Origin of the sequence: Streptomyces sp. NPDC126510 (assembly GCF_040302345.1) — a bacterium.
Taxonomy (GTDB): domain Bacteria; phylum Actinomycetota; class Actinomycetes; order Streptomycetales; family Streptomycetaceae; genus Streptomyces.
Window position 1 is genome coordinate 1 of sequence record NZ_JBEORR010000055.1, and the last position, 18531, is coordinate 18531.

The following is an 18531-nucleotide window of genomic DNA, read 5'->3' on the forward strand; positions in this document are numbered from 1 at the left end:
ATAAGCCGACGACTCACCCGCGAATCCACCCCGAACTGGCGCGACACCTGAACCTCGAACGAAACAACCCCGCTGGGACAAAACGCTCTTTTAGTACTCCAGCCAAAGATTGTGATCTTGCTGGCCGGGCAGCCAGGCCGTAGGTGCTCGTCCATCTGCTTCGGCTGATCGCGAACATAGGTGTTCCATCGCCGGGTCGGTCGGCAGGGTGAAGGCCATGAGGATCACCAAGTTCGGCCACGCATGTGTTCGGCTGGAGAGGAACGCCCGGGCGATCGTCATCGACCCAGGCGTCATGACGTCCGATCCTGACGCGTTGACGGGGGCCGAGGCGGTCCTCATCACGCATGAACACTTTGACCACTTCGATCCAGGGCGCCTGCACGAAGTCCCGTCGGCCATTTACACCTGTGCCGGGGTCGCCCGGCACCTGAACGGGTTCGGCGAGCGCGTGCATGTGGTCCACGAAGGCGACAGCTTCTCCGTCGCAGGCTTCGAGGTGTCGGTGGCGGGCGACAAGCATCACTTCAGCCACCCGGATGCGCCTCCCGTCGACAACGTCGGGTTCCTGATCGACGGAGAGGTGTTCCATCCGGGTGACGCGTTGACCGTGGTCGACGCGCCGACCCTGTTGGTGCCTGGCCAGGCACCATGGCTGACGGTGCCCGACATGATCGGCTACCTGCGCCGGATGTCACCGCGCCGTGCGTACGCCATCCATGACGGGCTCCTGAACGAGTGGGGCCTGAAGGTCTTGGACGACGTTCTCGCCATGGAGGCCGAGCGGGCGGGTGCCGATATCCGGCGGCTCCACCCTGGCGAGAGCGTCGAACTGTAGACGGTGCCGGCCGGCTGTCGGGCAGTAGGGTGCCGGGCTTCGCGCCCGCGTAGGTGAGGTGGGCCCGGTTCGCGGCATGGGAGGACACGATGAGAAAGACCTCCGACGCTCCCACTTGACTGCATCCAGGACGTCCACAGTGGACGGTATTGCCCGGATGCGTATTCCTTTGCATGCCTTTTGAATGCACGCCATGGATTGTTTGCTTACGTGATCTTTAAGCTCCCCTCAGCCCGGATGTGTTTGCCGCTTTCGCGGCAAGTCCACTCGAAATCAGGGGGGTTCCTATGCTGCAGGCCAGAGGCACCAGACACAGACGCCTTTCTCTGGCAGTCGTGTTCTTCGCACTGCTCGCCTGCTTCGGCCTGACCGGCATCACCCAAGCAAGTGCCACCACTGCGAGTGGTGACTTCGCCGCGATCTCGCCCTCCGCCAAGATCGTTGACACGCGCTCGGCTCTCGGTGTCGGCACCACGCTCGGTGCGGCTTCCACCAACACTTTCCAGGTCCTGGGGCAGGGCGGCGTTCCCAGTTCCGGGGTGTCCGCCGTGTCGCTGGATATCACCGTGGCCAACGCAACCTCGTCAGGCAGCTACCTGCAGATGTGGCCCGACGGCAGCACCCGGCCCTACCCGGGGTCCGTCATCAACTTCTCCAGCAGCGCGGACGCGAGCAACTCGGCAATCGTCGAAGTCGGCCCGGACGGGAAGATCGACGTCTACAACTCCAGCGGTACCGCCGACCTGATGGTGAACGTCAACGGATACTTCACATCCGATGGCGGCACCACCTCCCCGGGCGGATACGTTCCGGTCACCCAGTCACGGCTCGTCGACACCCGGGACGGCACCGGTGCCCCGCAGACACAGATCGCGCCCGGCGGGACGCTGAACGTCCAGATCGACGGTGTGGACGGCATCACCGACGAGGCGTCGGTCTACGCCAACATCACCGTTCCTTCCCCCGGCAGTGCCGGAACCCTCTACGCCTACGCCACCGGAGGATCGGCTGGGCAGCCCGTCGTCGACTACAAGACCGTCACCACGTCCCAGGGCGCGGTGATCCCGGTAGGTGCAGGCGGCCAGATCACCCTGAAGAACGGGTCCTCCACCCAGTCGGTCGACGTGATCCTCGACATCTACGGCTACTTCACCCAAGCCTCTTCCGGTGGCGGGGTCTTCACCGCCGCCCAGGACCGGCTGCTCGACACCCGCACCACCACCGCCGTCCCTGCCGACAGCGGCGTCACCGTGACAGTGGCCGGCAACGACGGTATCCCCACGTCCTTCGGCGCGGCCGTCCTCAATCTGACCACGACCGGACAACAGAACTCCGGCTACCTACGGGTGTGGCCGACCGGACAGCCGATGCCGTCCACCACGTCGGTGGACAACTTCCAGGCGAACACCTCCACCGCCGACCTGGTGATCGCCCAGCCCGGCGACCAGGGCGCGGTGAGCATCTACAACGCCAGCAGTGGCACCATCCAGCTCATCGTCGACCTGCAAGGGTGGTTCTCCGTCGACGGCAACGACGACAGCGGCACCCTGACGACGCTACCGCCGGCCGATCCCCCGGAGCCGGACCTGACCGACGCGCCGACGGACCCCGCGGCCGCCACCTCGGAACCGGCGACCCCCACGGACTCGCCGAGCGGCATCGCGCCCAACCATGTGTACTGCGACCCGGGGGGCGTCTACAAACCCACTTCCCTCGGGGGCAGATACATCCGCGCTGTCGGCCCCCTCCAGTCCAACTACAACGGCACCAGTCACAACGAAAGCACCACGTTCACCGCCGAGGCGACGGGGGCCGTCGGCATCAGCCTGACCGGATCGCTGAAGGTCTCACTCAACGAGCTCGTCTCGCGCCAGGAAGCCACCTATGGCATCAACTTGTCGGCATCGCTGACCGCGAAACTGGGCAACTCGGTAACCGCGACGATCCCGCCGCACAAGACCGTCAGTGCCAAGTACGGCGTTTGGCGGCGGCGTATCACAGGTACCAGCTTCTACCTGTACAGCAACTGCACGCACTCCGCGTCCTCAACAGTCGTCTCCTACACGCCTTACACCGTCGGCTGGTACACATGGCAGAGCTGACCAGGGCCTCCGCGGCGGCGACGATCGCCTTGGCAGCGACCGTTGCGCTCATCGCGGGCTGTGCAGCGCACCCAGGCCAGGACTCACCGGACAAAATCCCGACCGCCTCCGCGACCGCGACCCATCCCTCTTCTCCAGCCATTGGTCTGACGAAGACTCCACCCGACATCTCCGGCTCGGCCAAGGCCCTCATTCGCCTGGCGGACAGGACGGGGTCGGAAGAGGCGGCCGTGATCCAGAGCATCAAGGTCGGGACGGTTGCCGTGGCGACCGAATGCACCGGCGAGGGGAAGACGACCGTAGTCATCGGGAAACTGGCCACCTACACCATCCCGTGCGCGGCCACGCCCACGACGACTTACAACGAGATCGGGTTGGGCAGCAGCAAGCAACACGTCAAAATCACGGTCATGGCCGGCGCCGGAATCCACTGGGGATTGTCGGTCGGATGGCGTCCGGGATATCAGCGCCCGACCTGATGCGTTCATGGTGGGCGTGAGGCAGGACCAGCCCGCCGCACGCGGCCTGGTCCCAACCTCGTCGTGCTGTGGAACACGCGCCATCCGGACGGCGCCGCGGTCGCCCGGCTCCGCGCGGAAGCGCGAGGTCACGCGGCGTCTCGCCAGATCGTCATGTCCAGTTGCAGAAAGGCGATGTCGGGCAACGCCGTCGACTTCGTCTGGAGCACGAGCAGGGCGATGTCCCCGTTTTCGTGCTTGACGCAGATCTCGGTGCCGGCGGCCGCCCCGGCCAGGGTCCAGCGGTGGCGGTCGGCACTGGCGAGTATCAGCCGGCACTCGTCGAGGGTCGCGCCCGACTTGCCGAAAAGCTGAACGAAGACGCTGGTGTCGCTCTCCACCGCGCAGCCGACGTCCTTGCAGTCGAAGCGGATGTCCCCCTTGCGGTCGTCGCGCATGAACGGCTCATGGAAGCCCAGCGAGGTCTCCGGCGTCACCATCAGGGGCGCGTGGGTCTCGACCTGCGGTGACGCGGACTTCGTCGGGGAGGGCTCGGACGCCTCCGGTGCCCCGCCGCCGCTTCCCGACGCTCCGGCACGGCCCTCGGACTCCTGCGCCGACGAAGCCGACCCCGACGACCGCCCGGACTCCTGCGGGCCCGGCGTCGACGGCGCGCCCGCCATCCAGTCGCGGAGCCTGCTCCCCGCGTCCTGCACCGTCCACAACAAGCCGCCCAGTGCCACGGCCCCCGCCGTCACAGCCGCGGCCGTGATCAGGGCGGTACGCCGCCTTCGCGCCCGCCGCTCCCCCGGCCCGGCCGGCAGCGTCTGGGGCTGGGTGACGACCAGCGGCTGCGGCAGGAGTCGCGTCGGGGTGTGGAGCGGGGACGGGACCGTCGGCTCGGGCCCCATGACGTCCCGCCAGACGGCCGGTCCCGCGCCCGCCCCCAGTCGCTGCCGGCACCAGTCGACGATCTCCGCCAGGCCCGCCCGGTCCTGCGGATCGGCGGCCAGACAACGGGCGAACAGCGGTCGGAGCTGCTCGGGCAGCAGGGACAGGTCGGGCCGGTCGTGCACGATCCGGTACAGCACGCCGACCGCTGAGCCCTCCCCGTACAGCGGGCGGCCCAGGGCGGCGAACGCGGCCGTCTGGCCCAGTGCGAAGACGTCGGTCGCCGCCGTGACCTCTCCCGCGGACGCCTGCTCGGGAGCCATGAAGTGGGGCGTGCCGAGGGCGGCACCGGTGGCGGTGTACGAGGTGAAGTCGGCGGCCAGCGAGACGCCGAAGTCGATCACGCGCGGCCCGTCGGCGGCGAGCAGCACGTTGGACGGCTTGAGGTCCCGGTGCACGATGCCGGCGGCGTGGATGGCCTGGAGTGCCTCGGCCACCCCGGCGATGAGCCACAGCACCGCCGGGACCGGCAGCGGTCCGCGCCGGGCGACGGCGTCGGTCAGGGACGGGCCGGGGACGTACAGCGTGGCCGCCCAGGGCGGTGTGCCGTCGGCGTCGGCGTCGATCAGCTCGGCGGTGTAGGCCCCCCGGACCCGCCGGGCCGCCTCCACCTCCCGGCGGAACCGGCGCCGGAAGGCCGGATCGTCGGCCAGTTCCGGCCGTACCACCTTGATCGCCACGGGCCGGCCGCCCTGCGTGTGCGACAGGTAGACCCGGCCCATGCCGCCCGCGCCGAGCCGGGCGGCGAGGCGGTATCCGGCGACCACGGGCGGATCGTCCGCCCGCAACGGCTGGAACACCTCGGTCGCGTGGTTCATCGGTCCGTCTCCCCCTCGTCCCCTGTTCCCCCCGGTCAACCATGAGTTGACCAAGGCAGAAGCCTAAGCGGAGTCCGGCGGGCTCATGGCGCGGCCGGCGCCTTCGGTACGCCCGTGAGCTCCTCGCCCGCCTCCATCGGGTGGGTCACGTCGTGGGCGTCGCGGCTGCTCCGGCCCAGGTGGTTGAAGACCAGGTTGAGCAGCACGGCCGCCACACAGCCCGTCGAGATGCCGGAGTCCAGGACGATCCGGGCCGTCTCCGGGAAGGCGTGGTAGAACTCCGGTGCCGTGATGGGGATGATGCCGACGGCCAGGGAGACGGCCACGATCAGGACGTTGTTGTCCTTGTCCAGGGCGGCCCTGACCAGGGTCTGGATGCCGCTGGCGGCGACCGAGCCGAACAGGACCACGCCCGCCCCGCCCAGCACCGGGCGCGGTACGACGGCGATCAGCGAGGCCGCCATCGGGCACAGGCCCATCAGCACCAGGAAACCGCCACCTGCCGCGACGACATACCGGCTGCGAATCCTCGTCATGGCGACCAGGCCGATGTTCTGGGCGAAGGCGCTGCACATGAAGCCGTTGAAGAGCGGGCTGATCGCCGAGCCGAGGGTGTCGGCGCGCAGGCCGGCCGCGATGGTCCTCTCGTCGGCCGGGCGCTCGACGATCTCGCCCAGGGCCAGCATGTCGGCGGTCGATTCGGTCATCGACACCACCATCACCACGCACATCGAGATGATCGCGGCGAGCTGGAACTGCGGGGCGCCGAAGTGGAACGGGGTGGGGAAGCCGATGACGGCCGCGTCGGCGACGGGGGCGAAGTCCGTCGCACCGAACGGGATCGCGATCAGCGTGCCGATCACCAGCCCGAGCAGCACGGCGATCTGCTTGACGAAGCCCGTGGTGAAGCGGCGCAGCAGCAGGACGATCAGCAGGGTGACGGCGGCGAGGCCCAGGTTGGTCGCCGAACCGTAGTCGTGCGCCGCCGGGTTAGGGCCCTGCGCCCAGCCGAAGGCGACCGGGAGCAGCGATATGCCGATGAGGGTGATGACCGTGCCGGTCACGACGGGCGGGAAGAAGCGGATCGCCTTGCAGAAGACGGGGGCGGCGAGGAAGCCGAGGAGCCCGGCGACGATGACCGCGCCGAAGATGATCGGCAGGGCGTCGGACTTGTCCTCGGTGGAGGCGACGATCGCGGTCATCGGGGCGACACCGGCGAAGGTGACGCCGTTGACGAACGGCAGCCGGGCGCCGATCTTCCAGACGCCGAGGGTCTGCAGGAAAGTGGCGAGGCCCGCGGTGAACAGGCAGGCGCCGGTGAGGAAGGTGAGGTCGGCGGCGGTCAGGCCGATGGCCGCGCCGACGATCAGGGGCGGGGCGACGACTCCGGCGTACATGGCGGCCACGTGCTGCAGGCCGGTCGTCGCCATCTTGAGCGCGGGGAGTTTTTCGTCAACGGGGTGGTCGGCCACGGCGGCGTCCCTCCGGTCGGTTACACGGCTGTGCCCGGGGGCCGCCGTGGGTGTCAGGGAGGTGGTGCGGGTGGTCATGGGGGTACCTCCCCGCTCGAGCGAAGCCGAGAGCTTGGGGGAGGGACCGGACATGCAGGTGACGGGGGTGGCCGTTCCGGGGCGCGCGTGTAGCGCACCCCGGAGACGACCGCCGTGGACCCCGCTCGGGTCCACGGCCACCGGCCGGGAGCCGTCCCTCCCGGTCGGAGTCTTCGGGGTGTTCAGGCCTCGGCGGCGATCTTCGCCAGCCGCCTGGCCTCGTCCCGCGTCGCGCGGGCGATGGCGTCCTCGTCGGCCGTGAGCAGCCGCCCGTCCTCGACGATCTGACGGCCGTTCACGAAGGAGGCGGTGACCGGGGCCGCCGCGCCGAAGACCAGGGCGGTCACCGGGTCGGCGATGGAGGCGTGGGCGAGCGTGTCCAGCTTCCACAGCACCAGGTCGGCGAGCTTGCCGGGCTCCAGGGAACCGGTCTCCGCCGCCCGGCCGAGGACCTGGGCGCCGCCGTACGTGCCGAGGCGCAGTGCCTGACGGGCGTTCAGGGCGGCTTCCCTGTGGCCGCCGAGGCGGTTGATGAGGAGGGCGTTGCGCAGCTCGGTGTGGAGTTCGCCGGACTCGTTGGAGGCGGTGCCGTCGACGCCGAGGCCGACGGGGACGCCGGCGGCGAGCATGTCGGGGACGCGGGCGATGCCGGCGGCGAGGCGGGCGTTGGAGGACGGGCAGTGCGCGACGCCGGTCCTGGACCGGGCGAAGGCGGCGATGTCGGAGTCGTTCATGTGGACGCAGTGCGCCATCCACACGTCCTCGCCGAGCCAGCCGGTGGACTCGAAGTAGTCGGTCGGGCCCATGCCGAACAGTTCGTGGCAGAACTTCTCCTCCTCCACGGTCTCCGAGCCGTGGGTGTGGAGGCGGACGCCGAGGCGGCGGGCCAGCTGGGCGCCGTCGCGCAGCAGTTCGGTGGAGACGGAGAAGGGCGAGCAGGGCGCGACGGCGACCTGGGTCATGGCGTCGAAGGAGGGGTCGTGGTGCCGGCGCACGGTCTCCTCGGTGGCGGCCAGCGCACCGTCGAGGGTCTCCACGGCGAAGTCCGGGGGCAGGCCGCCGTCCTTCTCGCTGCGGTCCATGGAGCCGCGGGCGAGGGTGAAGCGGACGCCCATGTCGCGGGCGGCGCCGATGATCGCGCCGGAGAGATCGCCGGAGCCCCGCGGGAAGACGTAGTGGTGGTCCATGGCGGTGGTGACTCCGCCGCGGGCCATCATCGCGAGGGAGCCCTGGGCGGCCGCGCGGACCATGGGTTCGTCGATGCGCGCCCAGGTCGGGTACAGCGCGACGAGCCAGTTGAAGAGGTTGTGGTCCGTGGCCAGGCCGCGGGTGATCCACTGGTAGAAGTGGTGGTGGGTGTTGATCAGGCCGGGCGTCACGAGGTGGCCGGAGGCGTCGATACGGCGTACGACGTTCTCCAGGCCTTCGGGGGCCGCGCCCGCGCCGAGCGACTCGATGCGGTTGCCGGCGAGCACGACGTGCCCGGAGGCGTACTCGGTGTCGTGTCCGTCGACGGTCGCGATCGCGCAGTTCTCGATGACGATGCGCCGGTCTGCTGCCATGGTTCGTCCCTTTTCACGAAGTGTGCTGAATTGGCGAGGGCACGGCAGGACCCCGGGAGATTTGAGTGCCGTGGCCGGGAGGAGTGTTCCCCGGCCACGGGTGCCGAAAGAGGGACCTCAGAGATTGGTGAGGTCCACGGGGATCCGGGCCTCGCATCCGTCCCGCAGGATCGTCGCCTCGATCAGGCCGTAGGGGCGGTCGGCGGCGTAGTAGACAGCTCCGTCGGCGGTGTCGTTCTTCAGCCCGAACGGCTCCAGGTCGACCAGGAAGTGGTGCTTGTTCGGGAGGGAGAAGCGGACCTCGTCGATCTCGCTGCGGTTGTTGATGATCCGCGAACCCATCTGGTACAGCGTCTGCTGGAGCGAGAGCGAGTACGTCTCGGCGAAGGCCTGGAGCATGTGCTTCTTGACCTGCTCGTAGGACTTCTCCCACTGGGGCATGCGCTGCTCGTCGTCGGTCCAGTTGAACCGCCAGCGGCCGGAGACCTCGGTGGCCAGGATGCGGTCGTAGGCCTCCTTCAGGGTCGTGTACTTGTCCTTGACGTAACCCCAGAACTCGGAGTTGGTCGAGTTCATCACGACCAGGTCCTTGAGGCCGGAGACGACCTCCCACGACGAGCCGTCGTAGGTGATCTGAGTCAGCCGGACCTCCTGGCCCTTGCGGACGAAGGAGTGCTTGACCTCGTCGGCGCCGATGAACTGCGAGGTGGCGTCGGAGGCCTCGATCCGCTCCCAGGCGTACTCCTCGATGCGGATCCGGGCCCGGTGGATCGGCTCCTGGCTGGTGACGAAGTGCCGGGCGAGGTGGATGCCGAACTGCTCGGCCGACTCGATGCCGTGCTCCTTGGCGAACGCGTACACCGTGTTCTTGGTGGTGTCGGTCGGCAGGACGCTGGCGTTCGAGCCGGAGTAGTGGACCTCGTCCATGTCGCCGCTCAGCGCGACGGAGACGTTGAGGTCCTTGATGTGGTGGGTGGCGCCGTCCCGCGTGATCTTGACGACTCGGTTCTCGGCCTTGCCGTACTGGTTCTGTCCCAGAATGGTGGGCATCTGTAGCTAGCTCCCTCGGTATACGGAGTAGCCGAACGGGTTGAGCAGCAGCGGTACGTGGTAGTGCTCACCGGCCTCGACGGCGAAGGTGATCACCACCTCTGGAAAGAACGCACCGCTGTCCCGATTCGCGGGGGCGTCCTGCTGCGCATCGGCTTGCTTCTTCGCAGATTCTTCGAGGTACGGCTCCACCGCGAAGTCGAGCCGTACGTGGGTGGTGCCCTCCGGCAGTGCCGGGAGGTCCTTGCACCGGCCGTCCGCGTCGGTGGCGGAGCCGCCGAGCGCCTGCCAGTCCGCCGCGCGCCCGGAGCGGGCGGCGAGCCGGACGGCGACGCCCGCGGCGGGGCGGCCGACGCTGGTGTCCAGGATGTGCGTGGACACGGAGGCGGTGGTGCTGGTGCTCATGGGGTCAGGCTTCCTCTTCGACGAGTCGGGCCAGGCGGATGCGGTTGATCTTCCCCAGTTCGGTGCGGACGATCTCGCGCTCCCGCTCCGGCGTGTTGTCGAGCCGCTCCCTGACCGCGTCGCGCATCTGCTCGCCGGTCCGGCCGGTGGCGCAGATCAGGAAGACATGGCCGAACTTCTCCTGGTAGGCGAGGTTCAGCTCCAGCATCTCCGCCTTGAGCGCGTCGGAGGCGCCGGCCATGCCGCGCTGCTCCCGGGCCGAGGTGGGGTCTCCGGGCTTCGGACGGCCGATGGGCGGGTGGCCGGCCATCGCCTCGTCGAGGTCCTCGGTCGTCAGCGTCGCCATGGCGGCGTCACTCGCGGCGTACAGGTCCTCGCGGGTGGCGTAGGGGCGGGCGGCCAGCAGGCGCTTCGCCCACGCCGTGGCGGCGCACGCCTCGTGGAGGGCGGTGAAGGCCGCATGCTCCTCGAGGGTGTTGAACCGGGTCAGGCCCGGCGGCGTGGAAGTGGACGTCACGGGAGCCTCCGTGGCCGGATTCGGCCTTCGTGCTGAACGGGCGTGCCGATAGCTAACGCCCTCCCGCGACAGCACGTCAACAGTTTGTTGAAAATTCTGTGGCGTGAAACCGGACCGATACGTCCGGCGCCGGTCAGGCCCCCTTCTCGCGGTTGAGGTAGTTGTAGACGGTGAAGCGGCTGACACCGAGGGCGCTCGCCACCGTCTCCACTCCGTGCCGTACGGAGAAGGCGCCGCGCGCCTCGAGTATCCGCACGACCTCCTGCTTGGCCCTGCGGTCCAGATCGGCCAGCGGCATGCCCTTGCGGCGCTCCATGGCGGCCAGGATGTGATCGAGGGAGTCGGCGAGCTGCGGCAGCCGCACGGCGACGGCGTCCCTGCCCTCCCAGGCCAGGACGACGTCGTCGGGGCCGGCCTCGTCGGGCGGGATCATCTCGCCACCCATGGCGTCGACCAGGGGTTTCACGGCCGCGATGAACGGCTCGTCCCCCGCGCCGCTCACGCCTCGTCCTCCTCGACCACGTTGACCTGGAGCGTGACCCGGGTGGCACCGGCCTCCAGGGTCTTGCGGAGCAGGGCGTCCACGGCGGTGAGCACCGCGTCGGCACCGCCCTCCGCGGTGTTGCCGAACGGGCCCACGTCCACGGCGTCCAGCTCGGCGGCCTCCACGACCTCGCGGGCCACCACCGCGTGCGCGGGCGCCTCGTCCAGGTCGAAGGGCTCGGTCGTGAACTCCACTCTCAGTCGCACGCGCTCAACCTAACGCGCGGGACGGACTTTCCGGCAGCCCCTCTTGACAGCCCTCGCACCGCACAGGCAATCTTCCGTTAAGCAGAAATAAGATTCCGCAATGCGGAATAGACACCGTGGAAGCCCACCACGGCAGACAAGGGAGGGAGCGCGGCCCCGATGGGATTCGCAGACCAGCGCTTCAACGTCAACCTGTCGATCCTCTTCACGGAGCTCCCCCTCCTGGAGCGTCCGGCGGCGGCCGCGGCGGCGGGCTTCACCGCGGTCGAGCTGTGGTGGCCCTGGGTGGACTCGCCCGTCCCCGAGCGGTCGGAGCTCGACGCCCTGAAGCGCGCGATCGAGGACGCCGGCGTCCGGCTCACCGGCCTGAACTACTACGCCGGGCAGCTCCCGGGCCCGGACCGCGGCGCCCTGTCGGTCCCCGGTCAGGAGTCGGAGCGGTTCCGCGCCAACATCGACGTGGCCGCCGAATTCGCCGCCTCCGTGGGCTGCACGGCCCTCAACGCCCTGTACGGCAACCGTGTCGAGGGCGTGGAACCGGCCGAGCAGGACGCGCTCGCGCTGGAGAACCTGACGCTCGCGGCCCGGGCCGCCGACCGGATCGGCGCGATCCTGCTGATCGAGGCGCTCAACAAGCCGGAGTCACCCCGGTACCCGCTGGTGTCCGCGGCCGCCGCCGTCGAGGTCGTCGACAAGGTCAACGAGACGACGGGGCTGAACAACGCGCGCTTCCTCATGGACCTCTACCACCTGTCCATGAACGGCGAGGACCTCCCGTCGGTGATCGAGCGGTTCGCCCCGAAGACCGGCCACGTCCAGATCGCCGACAACCCCGGCCGCGGCGCGCCGGGCACGGGCTCGCTGCCCCTCGAAGACCTCCTCGACCAGCTCAAGAAGGCGGGCTACGACGGCTGGGTCGGCCTCGAGTACAAGCCGGGCGACCGCCCGAGCGCCGAGGCCTTCGACTGGCTGTCCCGCTGACCCCGTACCCGAAAGGCACCCCATCATGAGCACACTCCCCAAGATCGCCTGGATCGGACTCGGCATCATGGGCTCCCCCATGTCCGAGAACCTGATCAAGGCGGGCTACCAGGTCACCGGCTACACGCTGGAGCAGGACAAGCTGGACCGCCTGGCCGCCGCCGGCGGCACCGCCGCCTCATCGATCGCCGAGGCCGTCAGGGACGCCGACGTCGTCATCACGATGGTTCCGGCGTCCCCGCAGGTCGAGGCCATCGCCTACGGCCCGGACGGCATCCTGGACAACGCGCGGTCCGGCGCGCTGCTGATCGACATGTCCTCGATCACGCCCCAGACCTCGGTCGACCTGGCGAAGGCGGCGAAGGACCAGGGCATCCGTGTCCTGGACGCCCCGGTGTCCGGCGGTGAGGCCGGCGCCATCGAGGCCGTGCTGTCCATCATGGTCGGCGGCGAGCAGGCCGACTTCGACGCCGCGAAGCCGATCCTCGAAGCGCTCGGCAAGACCATCGTCCTGTGCGGCCCGCACGGCTCGGGGCAGACCGTGAAGGCCGCCAACCAGCTGATCGTCGCCGTGAACATCCAGGCGTGCGCCGAGGCCGTGGTCTTCCTGGAGAAGTCCGGCGTGGACCTGAAGGCCGCCCTGGACGTCCTGGGCGGCGGACTCGCCGGCTCGACCGTGCTGACCCGCAAGAAGGACAACTTCCTCGGCCGGGACTTCAAGCCGGGCTTCCGGATCGACCTGCACCACAAGGACATGGGCATCGTCACCGACGCCGCCCGCAATGTCGGCGCGGCCCTGCCCGTCGGTGCCGTGGTCGCCCAGCTGGTCGCGAGCCTGCGTGCGCAGGGCGACGGGGGCCTGGACCACTCGGCGCTGCTGCGCGCCGTGGAGCGACTCTCCGGCGCGCGGCTCTGACCACCTCTCCGACCTCCTCCAGGCCCTCGTAGCCCCGGGGCCCCCGATCCCCGGGCGGCGCCGCCGCTGACATCTGTCCTGTCGCGCCCAGAGCGGCGGCGCCGCCCGGAACCAGCCATGCCCACCGCTTCAACAAACTGTTGACGCCCCGCTCACCCCGACCCTAGGCTCCACAAAGCGGAAACATTTTTCCGCTGCACTCTCGTACGGAAGGTCACGATGTCGCAGCGCGTGCTCACCACCGAGTCCGGCGCCCCCGTCGCCGACAACCAGAACTCCGCCACCGCCGGTGTCGGCGGCCCGCTCCTGCTCCAGGACCAGCACCTGCTGGAGAAGCTGGCGCGCTTCAACCGCGAGCGCATCCCCGAGCGCGTGGTGCACGCCCGCGGCTCGGGCGCCTACGGCCATTTCGAAGTGACCGACGACGTCACGGACTTCACCCACGCCGACTTCCTCAGCAGCGTCGGCAAGCGCACCGAGGTGTTCGTGCGCTTCTCGACCGTGGCCGACTCGCTCGGTGGCGCGGACGCGGTGCGCGACCCGCGCGGTTTCGCGGTGAAGTTCTACACAGGGGAGGGCAATTACGACCTCGTCGGGAACAACACGCCGGTGTTCTTCATCAAGGACCCGATCAAGTTCCCGGACTTCATCCACTCGCAGAAGCGCGACCCGTTCACAGGCCGTCAGGAGCCGGACAACGTCTGGGACTTCTGGGCGCACTCCCCCGAGGCCACGCACCAGGTGACCTGGCTGATGGGCGACCGCGGCATCCCGGCCTCGTACCGGCACATGAACGGCTACGGCTCGCACACCTATCAGTGGACGAACAGCCGGGGCGAGTCCTTCTTCGTCAAGTACCACTTCAGGACCAACCAGGGCATCCGCTCCCTGAGCAGCGAGCAGGCCGCCGAGATCGCGGGCAAGGACCCGGGCTCGCACCAGACGGACTTGCTCCAGGCGATCGAGCGGGGCGTGCACCCGTCCTGGACGCTCCACGTGCAGCTGATGCCGGCGGCGGAGGCTGCGGACTACCGCTTCAACCCGTTCGACCTGACCAAGGTGTGGCCGCACCAGGACTACCCGCTCAGGCGTGTCGGCCGGCTGGTGCTGGACCGCAACCCGGACAACGTCTTCGCGGAGGTCGAGCAGGCCGCGTTCTCGCCGAACAACTTCGTGCCCGGCATCGGCCCCTCCCCCGACAAGATGCTCCAGGGCCGGCTGTTCGCCTACGCGGACGCGCACCGCTACCGCCTGGGCGTCAACCACACGCTGCTGGCCGTCAACGCGCCGAAGGCCACGACCGCGCGGAACTACGGCCGGGACGGGCTCATGGCGGCCAACCCTCAGGGCCGGTACGCCAAGAACTACGAGCCGAACTCCTACGACGGCCCGGTCGAGACCGGCCGCCCGCTGTCGGCGCCGCTGGCGGTCTCCGGCCACACCGGCACCCACGAGGCGCCCGCGCACACCAAGGACGACGACTTCTTCCAGGCCGGCGAGCTGTTCCGGCTGATGTCGGCCGACGAGAAGTCCCGCCTGGTCGCGAACATCGCGGGCGGCCTGTCGAAGGTCTCCCGCGACGACGTGATCGAGAAGAACCTCGCGCACTTCCACGCCGCCGACCCCGAGTACGGGCGGCGCGTGGAGGAGGCCGTCCGCGCCCTGCGCGAGGACTGAACTCCCTGACCGTGCCCGACCGCCCGGGGCGACCCGGATGAGGGGTGGTCCTCCGGGCACGGGCACGGTCAGGGCGCGGACCGCGGCGGCTGCGAGCCAGTGCGGTGGTGAAGGGCCCGGACCGGCTTCTCGACCTGAGGGAAACCGGCCCCCGGAGCCCGTCGCACCCGCCGCGGTCTCAGCACCCCCCGCCCCTCTCCCCCAGACCCCGTCCGGCGGCGCGAACGTCCTGTCGCGCCCAGCCTCGCGCCGCCGGACGGCCAAGCCCTCTCAGGGTGCGGATCGGTCCCGTTCGCAGCAGCCTGAAGGCATGGCACCTCCCACCGAGCACCCCCACGTCGTGGTCCACGCCCCCGCCCTGGACGGCTCCCGCCGGGTCACCCTGGGCGAGGAGCCGCTGGGCGTCGCCACCCACACCGACGACGTCGCCGAGATCCTGCGCCTGGCCGACCTGTACGTCACCGACGTCGCCGAGAGCGACCTCGTGGAGTGGCAGGGCGGCGGGCCGGACGACTGGCCGGGGCTGTCGGAACACCACGAGGCGTGAGCGCGTCTACGCACCGGTCGTACAGCCCGTACGGAACCCTGAAGAACCTCTGGACCAGGCCCCGGGGGGCTTCAACCGCCCATGCGGTTGCTTGAGAGCCCGGATGGAACAGTCGGCGTCGATGCCCGCCACGACGAGCAGCGGTGCTCAGGGTCGCCCTTCCAGCGATCGTGTGGCCGGCGCCGCATGGGAGCGACCACGGTCATTCGTCGACCACCCCGCCATGGACGGGCGCCATATTGCGCACAGATCCCCATCCTGCGGCCTCCCAGCAGGGCGCCCACCACTCCTCCCGGTCCCTGTGTGCTTTCCGTTGCGCTTCTGACAGGGCGTTTTCGTCGCCTCGGTCATAGGCTTGCCGGGCTGCCTCGACATCCTGGATCGTGTAGCGAATCGACCTGGCGATCTTGGGTTCGCCCACGGTCCGAGCCGCCTCCTCCAGCTGTTCGACGTACCTCGTCACCGACACGTCGTGGGGGTGCAGCAGTGAGACGGGAATGCCGCCTTGATAGAAGGCGCGCAGTGCTTGGTCGCAACCCGCACGTTTCGCGTTGATCCTCTGGTCCTTCTTCTGGACGTGGTCGTAGGCCCACCACGCTCCACCGCCGAGGGCTCCCACCACGATCAGGGTGACTAGCCCATTCTTCACCGACGTGACGACGGCACCCCACGGGAAGGCTGCGGTGCGCTTGCCTGGAGCGTGGAAGTGGTTGTTCTGGACGTTGTGGTTCCCGTCCTGCACGGCAGCCGGACCGTGGAATTCACTGCGCTCGGGACCGCTGCGGCCATCGTCGTCGCGCTGCGGTGCGGTCATCCGCTGTGGCCGAAGTGATTCTCCTGATGATTGTTGTCGCCCGTCTGTACGGCGGTCGGACCGTGGAAGGTACTGCCCGCGAACGGAGCTGAGGCGTTACCCGGAGCGATGGGCCCACTGTCGATCAGCGCACGAAGTTCCGCGACCGCTGAGGGTAGCTCAGCATCTTCGAGCCGAGTCAGTACCACCACGAACCCGGCCTGCCAGGCAGCGGCCTGGCTCCCCGCCGCTCCCTCGTCGGGGCTGTCCGTCAGTGCTGCCGCGGCCCGGTCCAGGCGTCGCCTCTCCGATGCCTCATCCTCGTGACTCCCCCGAGCCATCAGGCGCGCGGCGCGATCCCGGATTGCATTCCACCCGTCCGTGCCGGCCGCCTGCACCATGGCTGCGCCCCCAGCCGAGGCCAACGCCAACAGCGACTCCGAGATCATCCGCCCGCTCCCTCCGACGATGGCCCGCACCATGGGCCGGCATCCCCCAACTGCCGACGAAATCAGGCTAGGTGATCGCACGCGCGGCGTGGGGGCGCACCAGGATTCCCAGACCGTCTGTTCACGTGCCTCCACCGGCCACCCGCGGGGCGGCCCGGACATGCCCGAGGGGCGGCCCGTCCCCCACGGACGAGCCGCCCCTCTGCTCCCCTGCGGGTCAGACCTTCAGCGTCCTGATCGAGGTCGGCGCGTGGCCGGGCTCGGTGGCGATCTCCTCGAACTCCACGACGTCGCCGATGTCGTTGGTCGTCGACATGGAGATGTTGGTGACGCGCTCCAGGATCGCCTCGACGACGACCGGGACCCGGTGCTCCGCGGCCAGCTTCTTGGCCTGCTCGAAGGCGTCGCCCAGCTCGGCGGGGTCGGTGACGCGGATCGCTTTGCAGCCGAGGCCCTCGGCGACCTTGACGTGGTCGACGCCGTAGACGCCGAGCTCGGGCGAGTTGAGGTTCTCGAACTCCAGGTTGACCTGGAAGTCGATCTCGAACGCCCGCTGCGCCTGCCGGATCAGGCCCAGGTAGGAGTTGTTCACCAGGACGTGGACGTACGGGATCCGGTGCTGCGCGCCGACGGCCAGTTCCTCCAGCATGAACTGGAAGTCGTAGTCGCCGGAGAGGGCGACGACGGATGCCTCAGGGTCTGCCTTGGCCACGCCCAGTGCGGCCGGGATGGTCCAGCCGAGCGGGCCGGCCTGGCCGCAGTTGATCCAGTGGCGGGGCCGGTAGACGTGGAGCATCTGCGCACCGGCGATCTGCGAGAGGCCGATGGTGGAGACGTACCGGGTCTCCGGCCCGAAGGCCTTGTTCATCTCCTCGTAGACGCGCTGCGGCTTGATCGGGATGTCGTCGAAGTGCGTACGGCGCTGGAGGGTCGCCTTGCGCTCCTGCGCGGCCTCGGCCCACACGGAACGGTCGGGCAGCCTGCCGGCCGCCTTCAGCTCGCGGGCGACCTCGACGAACAGCTTCAGAGCGGCCTTGGCGTCGGAGGCGATGCCGTAGTCCGGGGCGAAGATCTTGCCGATCTGGGTGGGCTCGATGTCGACGTGGACGAACTTGCGCCCGGCCGTGTAGACGTCGAGCCTGCCGGTGTGGCGGTTGGCCCAGCGGTTGCCGATGCCGAGGACGAAGTCGGACTCCAGGAAGGTCGCGTTGCCGTAGCGGTGCGAGGTCTGCAGGCCGACCATGCCGGCGTTCAGCTCGTGGTCGTCGGGCAGGAGGCCCCAGCCCATCAGGGTCGGGACGACCGGGGTGCCGGTCAACTCGGCGAACTCGACGAGTAGTTCGGCGGCGTCGGCGTTGATGATGCCGCCGCCCGCGACGATCAGCGGCCGCTCGGACGCGTTCAGCATCCCGACCGCCTTCTCGATCTGGGCGCGGGTCGCCGCGGGCTTGTAGACCGGGAGCGGCTCGTAGGTCTCCGGGTCGAACTCGATCTCCGTCAGCTGCACGTCGATCGGCAGGTCGATGAGGACCGGGCCGGGACGGCCGGAGCGCATCAGGTGGAAGGCCTGCTGGAAGACGCCCGGGACCTGCGCGGCCTCCAGCACGGTGACGGCCATCTTGGTGACCGGCTTGGCGATGGAGGCGATGTCGACGGCCTGGAAGTCCTCCTTGTGGATCACGGCGGTCGGGGCCTGGCCCGTGATGCACAGGATCGGGATGGAGTCGCCGGTCGCGGAGTACAGCCCCGTGATCATGTCGGTGCCTGCCGGACCGGATGTGCCGATGCAGACACCGATGTTGCCCGGGTGGGTGCGGGTGTAGCCCTCGGCCATGTGCGAGGCGCCCTCGACGTGCCGGGCGAGGGTGTGGGCGATGCCGCCCGAGGCTTTGAGCGCCGCGTAGAACGGGTTGATCGCCGCGCCGGGGACACCGAACGCGTCGGCGACGCCCTCGCGCTTGAGGATCTCAACTGCCGCGCGGGCAGCGGTCATTCGAGCCATCGAGTACTCCTGCTTCGGCTGTCGGATTCGCACTCCCGTCGCGCCCCGCGGTGAGCTCTTCCGTATTGCGGAAATTGTTTTCTACGATCTGGAATGAATGTATGGGGGGTGGGCGAAGGCCGTCAAGAGACGGAAAGCGCCGGACAGGGCGGGACCCGAGGGGGC

18 protein-coding genes are annotated in these 18531 nt (G+C 69.4%); 7 read left to right on the forward strand and 11 right to left on the reverse strand.

All coding sequences use genetic code 11. The features are described from left to right. Nucleotides 1–217: 217 nt before the first annotated feature. From ABTX60_RS40925 to ABTX60_RS40935, 3 genes are all read left to right on the forward strand, one after another. The gene (locus tag ABTX60_RS40925) at nucleotides 218–838 is read left to right on the forward strand and encodes an MBL fold metallo-hydrolase (protein ID WP_352101845.1); all 621 of its coding nucleotides are present in this window, start codon (nucleotides 218–220) and stop codon (nucleotides 836–838) included. A gap of 335 nt (nucleotides 839–1173) precedes the next feature. Continuing rightward, nucleotides 1174–2940 carry a hypothetical protein gene (locus tag ABTX60_RS40930; RefSeq protein ID WP_352101846.1) on the forward strand — a complete coding sequence of 589 codons (1767 nt, stop codon included), beginning with the start codon at nucleotides 1174–1176 and terminating at the stop codon, nucleotides 2938–2940. Next, a complete protein-coding gene (locus ABTX60_RS40935) occupies nucleotides 2928–3419 on the forward strand; it encodes a hypothetical protein (RefSeq protein ID WP_352101847.1) in 492 nt (163 codons plus the stop codon). The genes ABTX60_RS40930 and ABTX60_RS40935 overlap by 13 nt, the downstream gene beginning before the upstream one ends. A 128-nt stretch (nucleotides 3420–3547) precedes the next feature. Here ABTX60_RS40935 and ABTX60_RS40940 read toward each other — a convergent pair whose 3' ends face one another. From ABTX60_RS40940 to ABTX60_RS40975, 8 genes are all read right to left on the reverse strand, one after another. Next, entirely contained in the window at nucleotides 3548–5167 is a 1620-nt protein-coding gene (locus ABTX60_RS40940; protein ID WP_352101848.1) for a serine/threonine-protein kinase, read from the reverse strand. An 83-nt stretch (nucleotides 5168–5250) separates the two neighbouring features. Further along, nucleotides 5251–6639 (reverse strand): nucleobase:cation symporter-2 family protein, encoded by a 1389-nt coding sequence (locus ABTX60_RS40945; protein WP_352101867.1) that lies wholly within the window; start codon nucleotides 6637–6639, stop codon nucleotides 5251–5253. Nucleotides 6640–6899: 260 nt separating this feature from the next. Then, nucleotides 6900–8279: an 8-oxoguanine deaminase gene (locus ABTX60_RS40950; protein WP_352101849.1), complete on the reverse strand. Its 1380-nt coding sequence runs from the start codon at nucleotides 8277–8279 to the stop codon at nucleotides 6900–6902. A gap of 117 nt (nucleotides 8280–8396) precedes the next feature. Then, nucleotides 8397–9329 (reverse strand): factor-independent urate hydroxylase, encoded by a 933-nt coding sequence (pucL, locus tag ABTX60_RS40955; protein ID WP_352101850.1) that lies wholly within the window; start codon nucleotides 9327–9329, stop codon nucleotides 8397–8399. Nucleotides 9330–9335: 6 nt separating this feature from the next. After that, nucleotides 9336–9734, reverse strand: a complete 399-nt coding sequence (gene uraH, locus ABTX60_RS40960; protein ID WP_352101851.1) for a hydroxyisourate hydrolase — start codon at nucleotides 9732–9734, stop codon at nucleotides 9336–9338. Nucleotides 9735–9738: 4 nt separating this feature from the next. Continuing rightward, on the reverse strand, nucleotides 9739–10251 hold the full coding sequence (gene uraD, locus ABTX60_RS40965; RefSeq protein WP_352101852.1) for a 2-oxo-4-hydroxy-4-carboxy-5-ureidoimidazoline decarboxylase: 513 nt from the start codon (nucleotides 10249–10251) through the stop codon (nucleotides 9739–9741). Between the two features lie 133 nt (nucleotides 10252–10384). Next, nucleotides 10385–10753 carry a helix-turn-helix domain-containing protein gene (locus ABTX60_RS40970; RefSeq protein WP_189593286.1) on the reverse strand — a complete coding sequence of 123 codons (369 nt, stop codon included), beginning with the start codon at nucleotides 10751–10753 and terminating at the stop codon, nucleotides 10385–10387. Then, complete coding sequence (locus ABTX60_RS40975; protein WP_352101853.1) at nucleotides 10750–11001, reverse strand: hypothetical protein; 252 nt, start codon at nucleotides 10999–11001, stop codon at nucleotides 10750–10752. The genes ABTX60_RS40970 and ABTX60_RS40975 overlap by 4 nt, the downstream gene beginning before the upstream one ends. A gap of 159 nt (nucleotides 11002–11160) precedes the next feature. Between ABTX60_RS40975 and ABTX60_RS40980 the strand changes: the two genes are divergently transcribed. The 4 genes from ABTX60_RS40980 to ABTX60_RS40995 all read left to right on the forward strand — a co-directional run bounded on the left by ABTX60_RS40980 (nucleotide 11161) and on the right by ABTX60_RS40995 (nucleotide 15122). Next, complete coding sequence (locus ABTX60_RS40980; RefSeq protein ID WP_352101854.1) at nucleotides 11161–11982, forward strand: TIM barrel protein; 822 nt, start codon at nucleotides 11161–11163, stop codon at nucleotides 11980–11982. Nucleotides 11983–12007: 25 nt separating this feature from the next. Continuing rightward, the gene (locus ABTX60_RS40985; RefSeq protein WP_352101855.1) at nucleotides 12008–12898 is read left to right on the forward strand and encodes a 2-hydroxy-3-oxopropionate reductase; all 891 of its coding nucleotides are present in this window, start codon (nucleotides 12008–12010) and stop codon (nucleotides 12896–12898) included. Between the two features lie 219 nt (nucleotides 12899–13117). After that, entirely contained in the window at nucleotides 13118–14575 is a 1458-nt protein-coding gene (locus ABTX60_RS40990; RefSeq protein WP_352101856.1) for a catalase, read from the forward strand. A 310-nt stretch (nucleotides 14576–14885) separates the two neighbouring features. Beyond that, nucleotides 14886–15122: a hypothetical protein gene (locus tag ABTX60_RS40995; RefSeq protein WP_031134159.1), complete on the forward strand. Its 237-nt coding sequence runs from the start codon at nucleotides 14886–14888 to the stop codon at nucleotides 15120–15122. A gap of 202 nt (nucleotides 15123–15324) precedes the next feature. Here the strand turns inward: ABTX60_RS40995 and ABTX60_RS41000 are convergent, their stop codons facing one another. From ABTX60_RS41000 to gcl, 3 genes are all read right to left on the reverse strand, one after another. Further along, nucleotides 15325–15936 carry a hypothetical protein gene (locus ABTX60_RS41000; protein ID WP_352101857.1) on the reverse strand — a complete coding sequence of 204 codons (612 nt, stop codon included), beginning with the start codon at nucleotides 15934–15936 and terminating at the stop codon, nucleotides 15325–15327. Next, on the reverse strand, nucleotides 15933–16364 hold the full coding sequence (locus ABTX60_RS41005) for a hypothetical protein (protein WP_352101858.1): 432 nt from the start codon (nucleotides 16362–16364) through the stop codon (nucleotides 15933–15935). The genes ABTX60_RS41000 and ABTX60_RS41005 overlap by 4 nt, the downstream gene beginning before the upstream one ends. A 217-nt stretch (nucleotides 16365–16581) precedes the next feature. Continuing rightward, on the reverse strand, nucleotides 16582–18366 hold the full coding sequence (gene gcl / locus ABTX60_RS41010) for a glyoxylate carboligase (RefSeq protein WP_352101859.1): 1785 nt from the start codon (nucleotides 18364–18366) through the stop codon (nucleotides 16582–16584). Nucleotides 18367–18531: the final 165 nt, after the last annotated feature.

Bases quoted from the DNA above. Each gene is read 5' to 3' on its own strand.
- ABTX60_RS40980 (WP_352101854.1), top strand. From the start codon at position 11,161: ATGGGATTCGCAGACCAGCGCTTCAACGTCAACCTGTCGATCCTCTTC.
- ABTX60_RS40935 (WP_352101847.1), top strand. From the start codon at position 2,928: ATGGCAGAGCTGACCAGGGCCTCCGCGGCGGCGACGATCGCCTTGGCA.
- ABTX60_RS40995 (WP_031134159.1), top strand. From the start codon at position 14,886: ATGGCACCTCCCACCGAGCACCCCCACGTCGTGGTCCACGCCCCCGCC.
- ABTX60_RS40985 (WP_352101855.1), top strand. From the start codon at position 12,008: ATGAGCACACTCCCCAAGATCGCCTGGATCGGACTCGGCATCATGGGC.
- pucL (WP_352101850.1), bottom strand. From the start codon at position 9,329: ATGCCCACCATTCTGGGACAGAACCAGTACGGCAAGGCCGAGAACCGA.
- gcl (WP_352101859.1), bottom strand. From the start codon at position 18,366: ATGGCTCGAATGACCGCTGCCCGCGCGGCAGTTGAGATCCTCAAGCGC.
- ABTX60_RS40990 (WP_352101856.1), top strand. From the start codon at position 13,118: ATGTCGCAGCGCGTGCTCACCACCGAGTCCGGCGCCCCCGTCGCCGAC.
- ABTX60_RS40925 (WP_352101845.1), top strand. From the start codon at position 218: ATGAGGATCACCAAGTTCGGCCACGCATGTGTTCGGCTGGAGAGGAAC.
- uraH (WP_352101851.1), bottom strand. From the start codon at position 9,734: ATGAGCACCAGCACCACCGCCTCCGTGTCCACGCACATCCTGGACACC.
- ABTX60_RS40950 (WP_352101849.1), bottom strand. From the start codon at position 8,279: ATGGCAGCAGACCGGCGCATCGTCATCGAGAACTGCGCGATCGCGACC.
- ABTX60_RS41000 (WP_352101857.1), bottom strand. From the start codon at position 15,936: ATGACCGCACCGCAGCGCGACGACGATGGCCGCAGCGGTCCCGAGCGC.
- ABTX60_RS41005 (WP_352101858.1), bottom strand. From the start codon at position 16,364: ATGATCTCGGAGTCGCTGTTGGCGTTGGCCTCGGCTGGGGGCGCAGCC.
- ABTX60_RS40940 (WP_352101848.1), bottom strand. From the start codon at position 5,167: ATGAACCACGCGACCGAGGTGTTCCAGCCGTTGCGGGCGGACGATCCG.